Annotated in this window: 19 protein-coding genes; 5 read left to right on the top strand and 14 right to left on the bottom strand. The window is 40.7% G+C overall.

From position 1 onward, the window contains the following. Positions 1-203 precede the first annotated feature (203 nt). From C2M25_RS11695 to C2M25_RS11680, 4 genes are all read right to left on the bottom strand, one after another. Complete coding sequence (locus C2M25_RS11695) at positions 204-1,352, bottom strand: GGDEF domain-containing protein (protein ID WP_105181179.1); 1,149 nt, start codon at positions 1,350-1,352, stop codon at positions 204-206. Positions 1,353-1,417: 65 nt separating this feature from the next. Continuing rightward, positions 1,418-1,888, bottom strand: a complete 471-nt coding sequence (locus tag C2M25_RS11690; RefSeq protein ID WP_105181178.1) for a CC0125/CC1285 family lipoprotein — start codon at positions 1,886-1,888, stop codon at positions 1,418-1,420. 11 nt (positions 1,889-1,899) lie between these two features. Next, on the bottom strand, positions 1,900-2,592 hold the full coding sequence (locus C2M25_RS11685) for an anti-sigma factor family protein (RefSeq protein ID WP_105181177.1): 693 nt from the start codon (positions 2,590-2,592) through the stop codon (positions 1,900-1,902). Further along, positions 2,589-3,080: an RNA polymerase sigma factor gene (locus C2M25_RS11680; protein ID WP_105181176.1), complete on the bottom strand. Its 492-nt coding sequence runs from the start codon at positions 3,078-3,080 to the stop codon at positions 2,589-2,591. Before C2M25_RS11680 ends, C2M25_RS11685 begins: the two co-directional genes overlap by 4 nt. Positions 3,081-3,250: 170 nt before the next feature. Here C2M25_RS11680 and C2M25_RS11675 point away from each other — a divergent pair, with 170 nt between their 5' ends. Beyond that, positions 3,251-4,537: a S8 family serine peptidase gene (locus C2M25_RS11675; protein WP_234003576.1), complete on the top strand. Its 1,287-nt coding sequence runs from the start codon at positions 3,251-3,253 to the stop codon at positions 4,535-4,537. On the opposite strand, the gene C2M25_RS11670 is transcribed toward C2M25_RS11675, so the two are convergent. After that, positions 4,534-5,448 (bottom strand): surface lipoprotein assembly modifier, encoded by a 915-nt coding sequence (locus C2M25_RS11670; protein ID WP_105181174.1) that lies wholly within the window; start codon positions 5,446-5,448, stop codon positions 4,534-4,536. The genes C2M25_RS11675 and C2M25_RS11670 overlap by 4 nt on opposite strands. Before the next feature lie 47 nt (positions 5,449-5,495). Then, positions 5,496-6,239, bottom strand: coding sequence for a hypothetical protein (locus C2M25_RS11665; RefSeq protein WP_105181173.1), 744 nt, complete (start codon positions 6,237-6,239; stop codon positions 5,496-5,498). 176 nt (positions 6,240-6,415) lie between these two features. Between C2M25_RS11665 and C2M25_RS22005 the strand changes: the two genes are divergently transcribed. Further along, positions 6,416-6,685 carry a hypothetical protein gene (locus C2M25_RS22005; RefSeq protein ID WP_234003575.1) on the top strand — a complete coding sequence of 90 codons (270 nt, stop codon included), beginning with the start codon at positions 6,416-6,418 and terminating at the stop codon, positions 6,683-6,685. Positions 6,686-6,744: 59 nt separating this feature from the next. Continuing rightward, entirely contained in the window at positions 6,745-7,086 is a 342-nt protein-coding gene (locus tag C2M25_RS22000; protein ID WP_234003574.1) for a hypothetical protein, read from the top strand. 21 nt (positions 7,087-7,107) lie between these two features. On the opposite strand, the gene C2M25_RS11655 is transcribed toward C2M25_RS22000, so the two are convergent. Then, the gene (locus C2M25_RS11655) at positions 7,108-7,698 is read right to left on the bottom strand and encodes a LysE family translocator (protein WP_105181172.1); all 591 of its coding nucleotides are present in this window, start codon (positions 7,696-7,698) and stop codon (positions 7,108-7,110) included. Positions 7,699-7,797: 99 nt separating this feature from the next. Between C2M25_RS11655 and C2M25_RS11650 the strand changes: the two genes are divergently transcribed. Further along, positions 7,798-8,247: an Lrp/AsnC family transcriptional regulator gene (locus C2M25_RS11650; RefSeq protein WP_054551870.1), complete on the top strand. Its 450-nt coding sequence runs from the start codon at positions 7,798-7,800 to the stop codon at positions 8,245-8,247. A 98-nt stretch (positions 8,248-8,345) separates the two neighbouring features. Then, positions 8,346-9,155: a hypothetical protein gene (locus C2M25_RS11645; RefSeq protein WP_105181171.1), complete on the top strand. Its 810-nt coding sequence runs from the start codon at positions 8,346-8,348 to the stop codon at positions 9,153-9,155. 24 nt (positions 9,156-9,179) lie between these two features. On the opposite strand, the gene C2M25_RS11640 is transcribed toward C2M25_RS11645, so the two are convergent. The 7 genes from C2M25_RS11640 to C2M25_RS21995 all read right to left on the bottom strand — a co-directional run bounded on the left by C2M25_RS11640 (position 9,180) and on the right by C2M25_RS21995 (position 17,598). Then, positions 9,180-9,881 carry a (2Fe-2S)-binding protein gene (locus C2M25_RS11640; protein WP_158679714.1) on the bottom strand — a complete coding sequence of 234 codons (702 nt, stop codon included), beginning with the start codon at positions 9,879-9,881 and terminating at the stop codon, positions 9,180-9,182. Continuing rightward, positions 9,856-12,255 carry a GNAT family N-acetyltransferase gene (locus tag C2M25_RS11635; RefSeq protein ID WP_105181169.1) on the bottom strand — a complete coding sequence of 800 codons (2,400 nt, stop codon included), beginning with the start codon at positions 12,253-12,255 and terminating at the stop codon, positions 9,856-9,858. Before C2M25_RS11635 ends, C2M25_RS11640 begins: the two co-directional genes overlap by 26 nt. A gap of 19 nt (positions 12,256-12,274) precedes the next feature. Beyond that, on the bottom strand, positions 12,275-13,462 hold the full coding sequence (locus C2M25_RS11630) for an MFS transporter (RefSeq protein WP_105181168.1): 1,188 nt from the start codon (positions 13,460-13,462) through the stop codon (positions 12,275-12,277). After that, the gene (locus C2M25_RS11625; RefSeq protein ID WP_105181167.1) at positions 13,459-14,751 is read right to left on the bottom strand and encodes a lysine N(6)-hydroxylase/L-ornithine N(5)-oxygenase family protein; all 1,293 of its coding nucleotides are present in this window, start codon (positions 14,749-14,751) and stop codon (positions 13,459-13,461) included. Before C2M25_RS11625 ends, C2M25_RS11630 begins: the two co-directional genes overlap by 4 nt. Next, positions 14,744-16,288 carry a pyridoxal phosphate-dependent decarboxylase family protein gene (locus C2M25_RS11620; RefSeq protein WP_105181166.1) on the bottom strand — a complete coding sequence of 515 codons (1,545 nt, stop codon included), beginning with the start codon at positions 16,286-16,288 and terminating at the stop codon, positions 14,744-14,746. The genes C2M25_RS11625 and C2M25_RS11620 overlap by 8 nt, the downstream gene beginning before the upstream one ends. A gap of 466 nt (positions 16,289-16,754) precedes the next feature. After that, positions 16,755-17,324, bottom strand: a complete 570-nt coding sequence (locus C2M25_RS11615; RefSeq protein WP_105174916.1) for a PepSY-associated TM helix domain-containing protein — start codon at positions 17,322-17,324, stop codon at positions 16,755-16,757. Then, on the bottom strand, positions 17,317-17,598 hold the full coding sequence (locus C2M25_RS21995) for a hypothetical protein (protein ID WP_234003573.1): 282 nt from the start codon (positions 17,596-17,598) through the stop codon (positions 17,317-17,319). The genes C2M25_RS11615 and C2M25_RS21995 overlap by 8 nt, the downstream gene beginning before the upstream one ends. Positions 17,599-17,825: the final 227 nt, after the last annotated feature.

Raw genomic sequence — 17,825 nt, 5'->3', positions numbered from 1 at the left:
ACATATTTAGCCTGAATTGGTAGGGAAAAAAACCAAAAACTGGCGCACAAAAACACCCAGTTTAATTTAAAATTTAATAATACTTTTAAAGACATAGCACTATATATTGCAAGTTAAGTATAAGCACGAGCTAATTATAGTGGCAGAGTTCGAATTTACAAGATTGATAGAAAGGTATTTGTTTTCGTAGTATCCCTAGTTATTTATTCCTTGTTTTGGCTGTTGGTTTCTATGCGATTACGACCATTATTCTTCGCTGCATAAACAGCTTTGTCTGCGCGGTTTACTAAGCTTTCAAAGCTGTCATTTGGTTGCCAATTGGTTAAACCAAAGCTAGCAGTAACCGATATACGATGTTCTCGATAAGCTATTTGACTGGTTTCAAATGTTTTACGTAGGCCCTCTAAAAATTGCTTAGCCGAGCTGATGTCGGTAGCAAAGAACAACAGTAAAAATTCTTCACCACCAAGGCGGCAACATAAGTCACCTTTATTTAAATGGTGTTTCATTAGATCAGAGAACACTTCGAGGACTAGGTCACCGCCATCGTGACCATAGCTATCATTAATCCGTTTGAAGTAATCAATATCAACAACGCAGGCAAATAAACTAGATGTTTGGCTAGGACTGAATAGCTGCTGCTGTTCAATAATGAATTGCAGTCCGCGGCGATTGTAGAGCCCGGTAAGCGGATCTTTTAGAGACAATTCCAAATAACGCTTTTTTTCATCCACTAACAGAGTTGTGATGAGACCGAGTCCAGTCATAACAAACACGGTTGCATGGGCAATGACGGTTAACGAATACAAGGTCGCTAAGTTATGTTCATGGGTAATAATACTTAGCTGCGAAATAGGCACTAAAAGAAGAATACATTGCGCCATCGATAACACAGTGTTGCCAATATTCTTTTCACATACAGCGCGTTTAGTGGTGAAGTAAATAAGTGCGGGTAACACGCTTAATGTAAAACAAGCTTCAACAAGGGCAAGTTGATTTATATTTTGAGTGAGCAGGGCAAATACAGAAAAAATAGCACCATGCGCAATAATTATCTTATTAAATCGGCTAGGTTCGTCGTGGTTATAAATGGATAATTGTAGCAACGTCATGGAAATCATATAAATCACCACGCCAGAGCGAAAACTTGGTGCAAGGTCTAATAAGTCTTGGATCCACAGCCATGCAAAGCCAATGACACCGAGGTAAAAAAACAGGTTAAATAAGCAAATCGAGCGGTTATTAAAACTACTGCGCATCAGGCGCGTGGCTATAATGGAACAGGTTACTACCGTGATGAGTAAGAAGATAAAAAAGCCGTGGTAAAAGTAATTCTCTACGTTACTAGCCATGAGTCGCACTGAAAAGCTCTAGGTAAATAAAGCTTAGCACAAGAAAAATTACTCACCTTTAAATGTTAGTTTTGTGTGTTGTCGCCTCCCTCAATTAGCGTGTATGCATCATGCGCTTTTTCACTTGGTTTTATGCCTTTTCCTAAAATGATTGTTAATCGTGTGACGATTGTACGCTCTAATAGCGTTGACTCATGCAGTGCTGGCGAAGTTTGACTTGTGTACGTTAACAAACCGCATTGGGCTCTTTGCTCGAAACGAGGTTTGATAGTGGGCTTGGAGCGTTCTACATCAACTGCCTGCTCGGCAACGAGAAACCAGTCATAACCGGTGTCTATCGTAATGTTGGCGGCTTGCAGCATACTTTGCTCAAGCGCTGAGCGCTTTGAACCGTGACGAGTTTCGTATCGAAGGATATATTGATTATCTGCGAGCTGCTTAGTTGTTAGGCCTGGTATACTTTTATCGGTCGAATGTTGGCTGCTGGTGCAGCCAATTAATACAATGGCGAAATAAGCTAATAACACGTGTTTCATGATTGTCTCGCTTATTGCCAATGGTTAGTCAGTGCTTGTTGTTCGGCGTTACGATCTAACGGCTGGCCTTGAATGTGCTCGTCGATGTAACTATCAAGCGCAGGTGTTTTACTTGCTAAGCGATAGCTTTGGCTTGACATTGCGCGTTGCTCGCTCGATGCATGAAGCTGCCAAATTCCTTGTTGTTTACAAGCAATATGTGTTTGCTGGGTACTTTTAGAATACAGCGTGTATTGACGGCAAAAATCGCCATTAGTATTAACAAAGCTAAGCTGTGCAGTTAGGCTTCTGTTTGTATCTATTACCGTGTTGTCGCCACTCAGTTTTTGATCTAATGCGTTGGCAATGGGTTGTTCCAAACCTTGTTGTTGAACAAAGCTAGCAATAGCGACTGTAAAAAGCACTGCAATACTTGCTGCAACGGCCATTTGTTTGCGTCCGGCAAGTTTAATTTGCTGCCATTTGGATAGCGAAACGACATTCTTTTTATTATGTTGCTCGATTGTTTGTGCAAGTTCATCAGACAAGGGCATTATATCAATCTGCGCTGCGTGTTGTTTAACTAGCATGTCAACTTCACATAGTTCAGCTAGGCGTAAAGCGAGTTGCTCATCTTCATCAATTGCATTACGTATTGCTTCCATTTCGTTTGCTGGTAATTCATTGTCTAAAAAAGCACTGAGTGTTTGGTCATCAATCTTCATGCGTTTTCCTTGGTGAAATCAGGCTTAATTAATTGATAAAGTGCGGCTCTGGCTCGTGACAATTTACTCATCACAGTGCCAACAGGTATCTCGAGGGTGTGCGCAACATCTTTGTAAGCCATACCTTGCACTGCCACGAGAGATACTATAGCGCGCTGTTCATCTGGTAAGCTTGTTAAAGCGTTATTTACTCGTTGCAAAGTCTCTTGAGTAGCGAAACTCTCTTGCTCATCGTCACAGACGGGTTCTTGAAGTTCAGTATTTTGAATTGCTTTTAAGCGCACTTTTTGCGAGCGGTATTCGTCGATCCAAACATTTCGACAGATCTTGAATGCCCATTTTAGTGGTTCAATATCATCGGGCATGCCTTTTTGTAAAAGTTTCTCGATGGTCATTTGTACAATATCATCGGCATCTGCTTGATTGCCGGTAAGCGAAAATGCAAAACGTCGCAGCGCTGGTAATAAACTGGTTACTGTATTTGTCATAGTTTCCCTTATTGGTTAGGGCAAGGGCCGATTAATGAAACAACTCATCAATGATTCAGCCAACTCACACTACTATAACGGGCAAGAAAAAGTTTTATTCCCAATAAATGCAATTTTTCTTTCACTGAAACGTTATAGTAATACCTAACTAAATGAGAAGTCACTGTAACATGAAATTGAAATCAGTCATTTTAAGTAGTTTGTTGTTTACTTCAAGTACGCTATCAGCAGCGATTATTAAGCCAATAAATGGTGTGATAGAGCAGATAGATCCTGTTGTTAATAAACTTGAACCGCGCATCACTAGCCAAGTAGAAAGCATACGCAAACATGAGTTAATCGACGACGCAACAGCAATTGTGACCTCGCTACCTATAAGGCTAGAGATACTCAATCAGTTACAGGCTCCTGCATTTGTTGAAGTCGATGTTGAGCATGGTTTTCGTGCAGTTGAAAGGCAATGGATAATGCTGGCGAATGAACAGCATCAGGCAAAACTCTTACAAATTGGCGCACAAATTATCGTCACTAAACAATACACGTCATTGGGTTTGTCATTAGTTCGGTTTGTTGTCCCGACCAATTACGATTCAAAAGCGCATTTGCAACGTTTACTTTCACTCGATGATGCATCGTTATTGGATAGAAATCATATTTATCAAGCGCAAAATGGTTCTCAGCAAGAAGCGCCTTCATCAAAGCCTACAGCAATGTGTGACTGGTTTGTAAAAATAGGCATGATTGATAGTGCGATTGACACGACTCATCCGGGATTTAGTAATACACAGATAAAAACGCAGTCATTTCTTACAAATGACTTAGTATCACCCGATTTGCACGGCACTGCGGTTGCTGGCGTTTTGGTCGGTAAGTATGGGCAGCTCATGCCGTTATTAACTGAGGCAACATTATACAGCGCGGCGGTGTTTTATCAGCAGTCTGATTTATCACAAGGGGCGACATTAGCAGCAATAGTTGAAGCACTTAATTGGTTGGTTGCTAACGAGGTGCCTGTTATCAATATGAGTTTTACAGGGCCCGACAACGCTATTTTAGCGGCAGCAATTAATGCCACAGCGGCTAAAAAAGTAACTTTAGTGGCGGCTGCAGGCAATGAAGGACCTGCTGCGCTGCCACTTTACCCTGCGGCATACCAACATGTCATTGCTGTCACGGCACTGGATAGCCAAAAGCGAATTTATCGCTGGTCAAACAGAGGTGATTATATTGATTTTGCAGCATTAGGCGTCAATGTCATGACGTTAAAAGCTGGAGGGGATCTTGGTCGGGAATCTGGAACCTCTATTGCCGCGCCGCGTATTTCAGCGGCGGCTGCATGTTTAGCGGCAAGGCCTAATACAACTCCTAAAAACATTTACCACGCGTTACAGCAACAAGCGAATGATTTAGGTGAAGTGGGCAAAGATACGGTGTTTGGACATGGTGTAATTGATTAAAAGCTGGCTTTTAATGACAGCGAAGCAATGCTTTGGGTATAGGTGTTTGCTGCCAACTTAGATTGATAATCGCCGTACTCTGCTTCAGTAACAATTTGCAAAGAGTCAAAAACAGAAAGCTGCCAAAATGCGCTGACTACACTGCGACTTTCATCCCGTGTTGGCTCGCTTTGTGTAAGTGATTGGTTGATAACTTCTTGGTAGTTTTTATCTTGATAGCGCCAGCTTAATCCTGCTTTATTGCTTATATCAAACGCTTTAAAACGATGAGTGATGCCCGTATTTAAGCCCCAACTTTTAAAGTTGAATTGCTCTGAATCAGCATTTTCTCTATCTAAACTAGCGCCTAAAAGCAGCATCGTTTTACCCTTATTAATAAAGTAATAAAGGTTTGAATCAAGCCCTAACCCTTTTGCATCGCGCATTGACTGTGTGGCGAATTGTTTATCTGATGCCCTAATCGCAGTGCGCAGATAGGTTGTTGGATTAACGTAATGGCCAACATACAAACTTACCTGATCCAAGGTTAAAAATGTTTCTTTTGCTACTTTTGCTAAAGCACCGTCATAACGTATACCTACATCAGTACCAGAAATGCTATAGCTAGAATCAAGGCTATATTGATGCAATGCCAAGTCATACTGGTCAAGCTGGTGATAATTGGTTTGCTCGTATCGATAACTTGGTGTGAACTTGAGGTTGTCAGTTGCATGTAACTCAGCACTAACACCAGCTTTAAGTATTGAACCTGTATCACTTTGTGAAGAAATATCATCTAACTCTTTAATGGCTAAATCAGAGTTAGTTGTTAAGCCAATTTGTGCATCAGCATGAAAAGTTGCATCCGTAGCAAACACTTGAATGCTTGTGGTTAACGCACTTAAGGTGATGAGCTTATTAATTGTACGCATAATAATCTCCTAAAGGAGCGCCGAGTGATAACCCGGCACGCTATTGGTTAAAGGCCTAAGTTCAGGCTGTTTTGAATGTTATTAACGACTTCGGTAGTTGTCGCTGCGGTTATTTGCTCAGCAACTTGTTGGTTAACGCTGTTGCTAACAGTTGATGAAATGCTTTGCTCAACACTACTTTGTACAGAGTTCATTGCAGCTTGTTGTACATTGCTAGTCAGTGATGATTGCAGGTCATTAGTGATTTGCGAGGCCTGACTTAAGCCTGCAGTGCTTAGCTCACTAGGCTCTAAAGACGTTAATACATCTGTTTGCTGACTCAATTGATTTTGCATTGCGTTGGTTATGTTCGAATTTGTGTTAGCGACGGCCACATTACTAATAGCAGTTGTCGCAGTTGACAGCATTGACTCACCTGCTAGCGCTACGGTATTGGCTGCTTGAGAAGCGCTTGATACTGAGTTTGTTAAACCAAGCTCGGGCATTGTTTCAGCAGGCTGCTGTTCATCGTTTTCAATCGTTGTTTGATTATTTGCTTGTCCGCTATTTGAACTTTCAGTATTCACACCAACTGATGAATTTTGTGTTGTTGCCGAGCCTGACAGTTGAGTTGATTGCATCATTGTCGTATTCGACGCTGCTTGGTTTGAACTTGTCGAAACTTGATTATCACTGGCTGTTTGCTGTTCAGATGCGACTGATAGTTGCACGTTAGCTGCTGATGAAGCCGCTGAAAAGCCTGTTGCAGTTACGACACAGATTGCGATAAGTGATTGTTTTAAATTTGTCATTGTCTCGTCCTCTTTTTTGCGAATTGACATAGAGGTAACGAGTGGGCGAATGGTTTATTCCAAAAAGTTTTAACTTTTTTCAATCAAATTAGCTAACTTATTGAAAGCTAGACAGAGATTTCACTTTTTGTTCATTCACAGGTCGCTAAACTTTAAATTTTAAAGATACCACTGCGATGAAAAAGAGTTTTGTTTTAGCCTTATTTTTTTGTTCTGGGCCAGTTTTGGTCAACAGTGTATGTGGTGGAACGTCTGCCAATGGCTATGTACGTAATGCAGTAAAACTACCCAGCAAAGGTGACAACTTTACCAGCTACAGCAAAGTGGCTGAGCTGGCAGGACGTACGTATGTTCATTCGCAGGTAAAAACATTATTGTTGATGCCTATCAAGCGCTCCAGAAATCCCATCCAGATAAACGATACAAATACGCTGAAACGGGCTTAGAAAATGGCGGGAAATTTAGTCCACATAAAACCCATCAAAATGGTTTGTCAGTTGATTTTATGACGCCGGTTGTTAACGAAAAGGGGCTATCAGTTCATTTGCCTACACATGTGTTTAATCGTTTTGGCTACGATATTGAATTTGATAAACAAGGCCAGTTTGAACAGTTTAAGATTGATTACACCGCTTTAGCAGCTCATATTGTTGAGCTGCATAAATCGGCAACAGCAAAAGGTTACGATCTTTGGCGAGTGATCTTTGACCCAACCCTGCAAGCTGGGCTTTATAAAACCAAGTATGCCGACTACTTAAAAGCGCATATTCAGTTTTCGACTAAAACATCCTGGGTGCGACATGATGAGCATTACCATGTCGACTTTTTAGTGCCGTGTGAAATATAAGCCAAGCAAAGCTTACTCAAATTAAAACAAACTAAACATCACTGAAGCGATTAATAGTATTGCCATTAGGTAGTTAAATGCTTTTAAGCGCTTTGGGTTGGCGAGCCAGTGTTGTAGCTTTTCGCCAAGTAAAGTCCACGAGCTGACACACGGCAGGTTAATTAAGCCAAATACGAGGCTTACGATTAACACTGAGGTGAGGTTTTTGTCTGGGGCATATAAGCTTACCGCGCTTAATGCCATTGCCCACGCTTTTGGGTTTACCCATTGAAATAGTGCAGCCTGAATAAAAGTAAACGGCTTACTCTCACTACTGGCTTTTTGTTGTGTGTTACTTGTGGCAATTTTAAACGCCAGATAGAGTAAGTAAGCAATACAAAATACTTTTAATATCAAATAGCTTGGTGGATACAAGTCAAATAGCTGCATGATGCCAAGGCCTACTAAAACCAGCATCAACATAAAGCCAAGCGTCACGCCAAGTAAGTGTGGTGTGGTTCTTTTAAAGCCAAAGTTAGCACCTGAGCTCATCAACATTAAGTTATTTGGCCCTGGGGTAATTGATGACACTAAAGCAAATAATGCCAAGGCTGTTAAAATTTCAAAACTCATCGCTATCTCTCCATTTGAATTTAGATGCAATTATAAGTTGTAATGCGCGCAATTTTTGCGCTTAATGTTGTTGTGTGTATTTAAAGTTCACAATCAAAAATGAAAAAAGATAAAATTAACGACAGAATATTGCATGAGCTTAAACGCAATGGCCGAATTGCTAATGCCGAGCTGGCAGATAAAGTGGGTTTATCGCCATCGGCATGCCTTCGAAGAGTGCAAGAGCTAGAAAAGCTTGGGGTTATTGCGGGGTATCGGGCGGTTATAAATAATCAGGCTGTTGGCCTAGGATTTATCGCTTATGTTGGGGTTGGTTTAAATGAGCACTCAACAGTATCTCAGCGAGCATTCGAACACGCTCTTGAGTTTATTGATGAAGTAAAAGAGTGCCACAATGTAACTGGCTCGTTTGAATATTTGCTGAGAGTCGAGACGGCGGATCTTAAGTCCTATAAAGCGTTTCATGCTGATGTGCTAGGCTCAATACCACAGGTACGTACCATTACAACTCATGTGGTAATGGAATCACCTAAGGACGAACGCGCTTAATAATAGAGTTTGTACCTTTTTTGTTATTAATTTATTGCGAGCTATAAGGCCTTAGTCTAGAATCTTCGCGTTAAAATAATAATATATAAGGAAATTACGTGAAAACGTTAAAGCCTTTTTTGGCGTTTATAGCATTAGGTTTATTAGCAGGCTGTCAATCGACAACCGAAACAGGTGTATCGATGGCCCGCTTTGAGAGCCCAGAGATCAACAGTGATCCCTTTCATTTTCGTGCAACTGTCGGTACAGATACAAGCAAGATCATTGCGAAAGATACCAGCGAGAGTACATCAACGAGTACAGCGTTAACGACTTCGATGAGTATGACCTTAGGTTATTCGACGGAGCTTACCGTAGGGGTTGGTATTGGTGGCGATCATGATTATGAAAAATACGCTATTAAGCATCAGTTTTATGGCAGCCCTTTAGAATCGGCCGCCGAGAAAAACTTCTCTATGGCCGTCAGCCTAGGCTATATTCGCAGTGAAGATGCGGGGTATGGTCCACTATTAGCGGGTAATTATGATGACGATACCTATGATTGGGATTTGTCGCACGATACTTATGATATTGCACTTATTTCAGGATACCGTTTAAGCTCAAAAGCCTTGCTATACGGCAGTGTCTTTTATCAAAAAGGCTCTATTGATGTTGATTATACCCAGATGTATTACCGTACAGAGGAAGGTGATGTATTTTTATCGGGAGCATGTAGTGATACGCCAGAGCAATGCCTTGATTTTAGTGCTGATCACGACGGTCATAATGCTGGTGTCAGCATCGCACTTGAATATGCATTTACGCATTGGTTCGCTATTACAGGTGAAGCAGTTTATAAATCGATGAACTGGTTTGATCGCAGTGAAAGCGAGACTGCGGCAAATGTAAACGTTGAATTTAGGTTCTAGGTTCGGTTTTTCGAGAAAAAGGCATTAGCAAGCGCTAGTGCCTTTTTTGTTTAACGGGCAGTTAGCGCAATAATCAGCGGCTACAAGTTGATAGTGTAAGCAGCAGGTTTTACGCTTAAATGTCAGCGTATTGTTTTGATCACGAAAGCGATGTTTACCACATAGCTTTTGCCATGGTTGAAAACGTTTTGCTATAAATTCTATCGATTTCTCTGGCCAGCAAGCGATTAACGCTGCGTGGAAAGTATCACTTTGTAAACGCTTTAATAACCCTTCATTTAACCTGTATTGCAATGGCAGGTTATCATTCCAAGCATGCTGGTGATCAATTAAATGATTGGCTGCCAGTTCTATCAAATCTGCATTATTAAAAGAGTCATGTTGAACCATGATTTTTAAATTAGCCAAACCATAAATATGTGAGCCCGTTACCCGCTGCTTAATATTGACCAGATCAGGAATGCAACCAAGGTGCTCTACACTGGCTACTAATAAGTAAATAACTTGCCAGCTCAGTTGTAAGTAGAGATTGATTGCGACATATCCCTCAGTAACATTTGCCCCTCTTAACTTTATAGCGTTAGCCAAATCGGTTAGTTGCTTGCTAGTTAAACATTGACTGCTAAACCATTGTTCATCGTTTGTTGGAGTTAAGAACGTCAGCAGTGAACACTGCTGACGTAAGGCTAACTCAAGCTTATTATGCTGTTGTGTTTGCAAGTGCATATTGCGCCAATGGGTTTTGCAAATCACCTGCATACTGCAAGCTTGAAGCTGGGTCGGTTATATCAACCATTTGTTGATTATTACGCAGCTGTAAGCGGTTTAAGCATGACAATGGGAATGACTCAGCAAATAAATCATGCTCAGCAAACTTGTCTTTTAGCGCTGGGTGGCTCGCCTGATACTGAACAATTGTATCGGCGACGGCTTGCCAAAATTGTTGTTCGGTCAGTAGGCCATCAGTTACTAAAATTGCCGAAAGGTAGCGGAAGAAGCAATCGAAAATGTCAGTAAAAATAGACAACACGGCAACGCCTTCTGGAATGGTTACCTTAATCCGCTTTATTTCATCATTCAGCTCGATGTTACTATTTAATAAGGCAATTTCTTCACCAATGTCTTTAATGAATACGCCTACCGGAACATGATTGTTAAATCGAACGATGAGGTTTTCACCATGTGGCATAAAGACTAAATCATACTGGTAAAAACAATGTAGCAATGGTGTCATATAAGCCTGTAAGTAGTGGGCTAGCCACTTATCAGCACTTAGCCCCGATTTGGCAATTTTAGCACTTACAAATGAACGGCCTTCGCTATCGATATGAAGCAGACTTGCCATAGTGGCAAGGCTTTCATTCTCGTCCATGTATTGAGCGGGATTTTCACGCCAAAGAGCCGCCATCATTTTCTTATAAGGGTTATCGCCAAGCGCAGGATGAGTGTAATATTGCTCATCAAAGCCAAGGGTTGCGACTTCTCTTAAAGGTTGAAACTTCAGTGATTTTAAATAGCTATCTTGGTTTACTAAGTCGAACAACCATTGATTTATTGCCGGAGTTACTTTCATATAGGCGCTCGATAAGCCCCGCATAAAGCCCATATTTAAAATTGATAGAGCGGTTTTAACATAGCATTTGTGTGGTTTGCTGATGTTATACAGGGTACGAATTGATTGCTGCGGTAAATAACTATCGTGCGAGTAGCCTAAACACACAATATGTTTTTGCGAGATGTGATAGCTATAAACATGGACTAATTTGTTAAACCACTGCCATGGGTGCATAGGAAATAACAGATAGTCACTTGGCTTTAAACCTTGCTCAGTCAGTGCTTTTTCAAAGCGTAAACGCTCAGCTACATCAAGCTCATCGGCAATCAAGTTCTCGTATTTATAATCATGGGTACTTTTATAAGTGGTATGCTGTTTGTGACACGCAAGCCATATAATTTGAAATGGGTTTGCGGCTTCCGGCGTATATTGGTGAAAATCTTGTGAGTTAAAACCAATGCGGCCATTGTTGGCTATAAAGCTTGGGTGACCCATGGTCATTTGGGTTTCGATCACTTGAAAATCTGCGTCTGCTAATTGCTGAGCGCTATAGCGATTATTTTTAAATTTAAATGCAAAGCCACTGAGTGTACTCGCGAGTTCTTCGAGATAGGTGCCAAGCATTGATTTGTCTATGTTTAACTTGTCATTACACTCAAGTACAAACGCGATAGCGTCTAATGGTTGGCTGTTGTTAAGCGCCATTTTAGTAATGCTATTTGGCTCAACTTGCAGGTGATTAAGCAACATAGGCTCACCTTTAAACTGATAGCTTTGTCCACCCATGGTATGCAACACATAATGGTTAGGTTTTTCACTGTCGTAGCTAAATAGTCGTTCGTGATAAAACTCACTGAGCATTTTGGCAATGAGCAAACGATTTGCGTATTGCCACGCTTGTTGGTCTAGATGTGAGGTACTGCAAGATGGCGTTGCTTGTTGCACTGCGGGACCTTGCTGTGAAGTGTCGAATCGAGACGAAAGATGCTGTAAGTAATTAAAATGATCTTTTTCTAAACTACCTAGTAATGCAGTTTTCTCACCTAATTTAATAACTTTATGATGGCTGAAACCTGCCTTTAAGTTAAGGCGATGAATTTTATGATTGGCTACATCTGGCTCCACAATCACTCGCTCACATGAGAGGGTATTAAACATAAACTCTAATACCGACTGCATAACAGCAAGGCTAAACCCTGCAACAGAGAACTGCTTTGGAGCGAGTAAAATATGCATGCCCAAATCGCCGTTTTTAAGCGCTAGGTGGTTCTCAAGTTTTAGTATGTGTGGTTTGTAAATTTCAATTAAAGCAATGGGTGTTTGGTTTATTTCAAGCAAATAGGCTTGTTGAGCCTCATCTTTATTGAGTGTTGTATAAAATTCTAAAATTTCTTCGGGTGAATGTTCCATTGCTCCCCAAAACTGAGCTTGGGGGTGTTTTAGCCAAGGGGTAATAGTCGTTAGATCGTGTTCAGGGTTTAATGTTCTGATTTTTACATCACCAAGCAAAGCGTGCTTGATAGGAGTTTCAGTGATGTTTTTCATAATCGTGTTCTCTTAAAGATTAATAACTGTGAATAGGGTCTGTTGAGGTATGTTTGTTGCGTAAAAAAAGCAGATAAAACAAACATAAAGTGATGGCAAAGCCGACAGAACCCGTCAGTAATGGGGTGTTAAGTTCAAAGCGAGATACTAAATCTCCCGCTAAAAATGAGGCGCAGATGACACCGATATTTTGCATAAAATGAAGCTTGGCAAAGTCGCTTGAGTAAAAACGTGGTTCGCTCATTGCAAACAACATGACTTGTAGACGCACGGTTAGTAAAAATAGCCCAATAGCAAATACAACACGGCCGAACACAAGCCATTGCCAGTGTGAACTAAGTTGTATAAATAGGCCGATACTGCTCAACACAAGTGCATAAGCGATTGTTTTACTGTGCTTATTGGTTGCGACTTTGTTTTTGGTTGTAATCAAAATGATAAGTGCAACCCAAGCTGGGATAGCAAACACAGCGCCAGCTAAAAGTGCATTGCTGAAATTGCTTACTTGTTGCCAAAGTAGCGTAAAGTATGGCGTTGCTAAGAACATGCTGAAGTACACGCCCATAGATATAACCCCTAAGCGAATAATGTAGCCAGGGAAACGCTGTCGTTTTACTGATGATGCGGTTAATTCCCGTGGCTTGTAGCTTACTTTTAATAAGTAAATTAAATACAAGCAGAGCATAACCTGTAAGCAGTCACCTGCAGCCATCACTAAATATAAAAAGCGCGGCTCAATACTTTGGATGATCAAGCCACCTAATAAAGCACCGCCAATACCACCAAAGTGTAAAAGCACGCTAAATAAAGCAACGACACCGAGGTGCTGTTGTTTTTCTTCGATACTTAGAACAAAGGGATAAATAAGCAGGTAACTTGCTTTAAATACCAGCATGAGCTGTGATAACAGCCAAAAGCTCCACACGTTTTCGCTGTAAAAGCACGCAACACCCAATAGCCCTGCAATTATTTGGGTGATCACCCATAAATACAGTTCGTGCACGTGCTGCGCTATTTTCGCCCATACAGGGAAAGCACACATCACAGTGATGCAGCAAACAGCGATATAGGCACCAATGTGATTACTTGATTGCAAGCCAAATTGGGCACTAAAAAACTGCGGGTAAAAGGGCAAAATCATGGTGTCGCAAACAACAGATATAATCGTCAGCAGCACCAAGCTTGACTTTAATGCGGGTTGTTTCATGCTATTTGCTTCTGTTTTTCGTTGACAACATCGGGTAAACCAAACTCTTGAAAGGCAATTTGTGTTTCAACAGGGTAGGGGGCATAACCTAAGATTGAGCGCAGAATATGGCTGTTTCTGTAGCAGGCCATGCCTAGATCTGGCGTTACAAAACCATGACTGTGCAGCTCAGCATTTTGTACAAACAACCTTTGTAGCTTGTCGATACTGTAATTTCGCTCAACAGCAAAGCACCCGTTATCTAGCCAATTTATTTCGCTCATTAAGCCACTTAGAAAATCGGGTAGCTGATAACTAAAGCCCGTAGCCATGATGACGTGATTACTATGTAAGCTAAACTCAGCCTGCTGTTCACTGTGTTTAAAAACTAACTTACTGCCTTGTTTTTTAATGAGCTCGCTGTTGGTCAATAACCTTGCTCGGTTTACCCCTTGAATATCAAGTTGGTAGAGCTGATCATAAATCTGATTAATTAACTCTGAGTTGATGCCTTTGTATAAATTACGTTGCTTGGCTAGTAACTCCTGTTTGGTTGTCTGTTCTAGGTTATAAAAGTAATCAACATACTCAGGAGAGGTCATTTCTAGCGTGAGTTTCGTGTACTCAAGAGGAAAGAAACGCGGCGCTCGCGTTACCCAATTGAGTTGGTAGTGATGCTGTTTAATGTCACACAACAAATCATAAAATACTTCAGCAGCACTTTGACCTGAGCCAATCACAGTGATGCTCTTGCTATTTACTAATTCATCCCGCTTATACAGATATTCTGTGGCATGGCAGAGCTGTGTATCTTCAGCCTGAACAGCGGGTGGGTAATAAGGTGAGGGACCTGTGCCCAGTACCAAGTGACGACAATAAAGCGTTTTTGTTTGCTTTGCAGATTCAACAGTGAGTACATAGAGCTGCTTTGTTTGATCAAACTGGCTATGAATGACTTTATGACCAAATTGTATGTTACTTAATTGGCTTGCTGCCCATTGGCAATACTGGTTGTATTGCTCACGCAGTAAAAAGAAGCTTTCTCGAATATAAAACTGATACAGCTTACCTTGTTGTTTCGCATAGTTTAAAAAGCTGTATGGATTGGTTGGATCTGCCAATGTAACTAAATCCGACATAAACGGTGTTTGTAACGTAACACCATCGAGCATAAGCCCAGGATGCCAATTAAATTCATCACGTTGCTCTAAAAATAGCGAATCAAGTGTTTCAATTGGTTCAGCTAAACATGCCAAACTGAGGTTGAACGGACCAAGACCCACAGCAATTAAATCGTACACTTTATACATAGCTAGTTTCCTCAACTTTTAGGCGTGCCTTGATGCTGTAGGCGCAGGCTTTAATATCAGCTGCAATGCTTTTAATGTCTTCAATTTGTGTGTTTGGATTAAGTAACGTGAACTTTAAGTAGTTGATACCTCTAAATTTGGTGCGAGCAATAGCACACTCACCTTGTTTGAATAGCTCATCTTTAATTTGATAATTAAGCAGGTTTAATTGCTCATCACTGAGGCTTTTATCGTTAAAGCGAAACACTAAGGTGCTGAGTTCAGGTTGGTGAATTAGCTCAAATTCAGGGTCTTGTTTGAGCGCCACATAACTACTACGGGCTAATGCCATAACAGAAGAAAACACTTTGCCAATCTGTTCGTGGCCCATAATGCGTAAAGTTAGCCAAAGTTTTAAGGCATCAAAACGGCGAGTCGTTTGAATGCTTTTATCAACAAGGTTTGGCGCTGCTTGTGGGTTGTCGTTAAATGGATTTAAATAATCAGCATGATGAGTTAAATGTTTAAATTGTTTTTTATTAGCAACAATAAATGCACTGCTACTGACAGGTTGTAAGAATGATTTGTGGTAATCTAACGTCACCGAGTCAGCCTGTTCAATGCCATTGAGCAAGTGACGGTGATTGTCTGCAGCAAGTAGTCCACAGCCATAAGCTGCATCGACATGAAGCCATAAATTATCAGCTTTGCACCGCGCTTTTAGCTTATCTATAGGGTCTATTGAACCAAAGTCAGTTGTGCCTGCAGTAGCAACAAGCGCTATAGGAATATTGCCTTGTGCTTTACACTCATTAATAGCTGTATCAAGTGCGGTTAGGTCCATTTTAAATTCTTTATCAACTGTAACCGGAACAACCGCGTTGTAGCCAAGGCCCAGTAAAGCGGCTGACTTTTGAATACTAAAATGGCTGATTTCAGAACAAAAAATACGGTAGCGATGGGCATCAGGACTTAAACCAAAATCGCGAATAAGGTGTCCAGACAAGCGCTCTGCAGCATGGTCTCTAGCAAGTAACAGCGCCATTAAATTAGATTGACTGCCGCCACTTGTGAATATGCCATCGGCAGTAGCACTTAAGCCAATGCGTTCGATACTCCAGTCAATTAACTTTTGCTCAATGAGCGTCCCGCCAGCACTTTGGTCCCAAGTGTCTAACGAAGAATTTATAGCAGTTAATAACTGTTCGGCTATTACCGCAGGGTAAGCAACGGGGCAGTTTAGGTGGGCAACATATTTTGGATGATGAAAGTAGACTGCATGATCTAAATATAGAGATTTTACTTCGCCTAGCGCTTGCTCAACGTTATTGAGAGGTTGATTTAGTTCAATACTGGCAATTTGTTTACTCAGCTCCTTATGACAGACACCAGAATGAACTTGTTTTGCTGAACGCAGTGCTTGATGGATAAGCGACAGTGTTTGCATTGAAGCCATCTCATATTTGAGCAAATTATTTTCGTTAAAAATAAATGCTTGGGGTTGTTCATCAACATTTATTGATGAATGAGTATTAAGCACGGGGGCTAATTGATTCACGACTCAATTCCTTCTCAGTTAATTTGAATCGGGATCGTAATGATAGTGATTCTCAATATCAATAATAATAAATCATTAATTTACTTTACAATTTAATTACCTTTTGTAGGTTGAAGGTGTTTTGTTTTTAATTTTATCTAGTAATAAATAATTGTAATCAGATCAAAGGTTATAACTAAATTAATCCCTTTTTTAGGTTCTAATTGGCAGCGTTGTTTTACTTTTTCGATGAAAATGAGCACAAATAAAAGCAATAAAGCCATCATTTAAGAAAACTTTAATAGGTAGGTGAGAGGTTTTAATCGCTAAGTAAACACATTTTGAGTTGCTATAAAATGCGTAAGCATAGGGAGGATTCTACGAATAGTTATTTTAAAAAAGCTGGGTTACAAAGTGGGTGAGGATTAAATTAAATGAAAATAATCTTGCCATTGCTCTTTACGAGAATGGCAACAGGAACTTTAGCTTATAAAAACACATAAGCAGCAGGGAGTAGCATACCGCTAATGACTAATACAGAGCGGCTGCCCCATGGGCTATTTTTACCCTTGATCATAAACAAGCCGCTGATTGCTAAAAACAGCAGCAGCCCAGCAAAAATATCAGAAAAAATCACCCAAGAAGCGTTTGTCTCGTTCAAGTGTAAACGGTTAAATGCTTGAAATACATGACGAGGCTCAATGGCTTCATAGTTTATGATATCTTTATTGAGTTTAAGGCTGAGGTTGTTACCGTTTTTTAAAAACACCTTAAACTCTTGCGGCGACACCCAATAAGAAGCCTTTACCGGCTCGCTTACATCAGCATGAGAGATAATTTGCTCAATCAGCAACTCGTCATTATCTAATTGCCAAGTTTCATCGCTCACACTGATTTGCTGGTGGCTTACTTTGTAGTTTGGGTTCCAATCATCTTTGTGGTTCACTGCAATGCCAGAAACCGCAAAGATAATTACTAAACCAACACAAAAGTAACCAATATCGCGGTGTAAGTTTCTGTTTAACTTAAACCAGTTGATACTTGATTTATTACTCAATGATTTCAACTCCGCTCGGTACGAGCTGATAAATAGCCATTGCTTCAGTCACTGAGTTTGCATCAAAACTTTCGCCGGCTTGCTGCGCTTTGTGAGCAAGTAGCGCTTTAGTGCGGCCAAGGCTAAGCTGAATTTTATCGAGCTTACCAGTTACGATAGCTTTACTTCCTTTAGCCGTCATCGGGAATACCATGTCGCCATCTTCAACTTTGATACGTAAGTTTTCAAAGCGCTTGTCGATGCAAGCGTCATCCAGCAACCACGTTTTTCGCAAACCCCAGTGATAGTCCCTTCTACGGTAATTGGACTTGCAAGGTAATCGTCTGGTGAGGCCATAACCGTCGAAATTTTAATGAGTTTGTCACTGTCGACTGGATTGCCAAATTGTAAGCTAAAGGCGTGTTGGCTAAAGCTTAAAAGTGCCAATGAGAATGCAATAAATGTTTTTGATTTTAGGAACATAGCGGTTGCTTCTTGAAATAAAATTAAGCCTTAGTTTAA

This window comes from Pseudoalteromonas sp. T1lg21, from assembly GCF_002964625.1.
In the GTDB taxonomy this organism is placed as follows: domain Bacteria; phylum Pseudomonadota; class Gammaproteobacteria; order Enterobacterales; family Alteromonadaceae; genus Pseudoalteromonas; species Pseudoalteromonas gelatinilytica.
The sequence above is the reverse complement of the archived record's forward strand: the minus strand, read 5'-3'. Positions and strand labels throughout refer to the sequence as shown.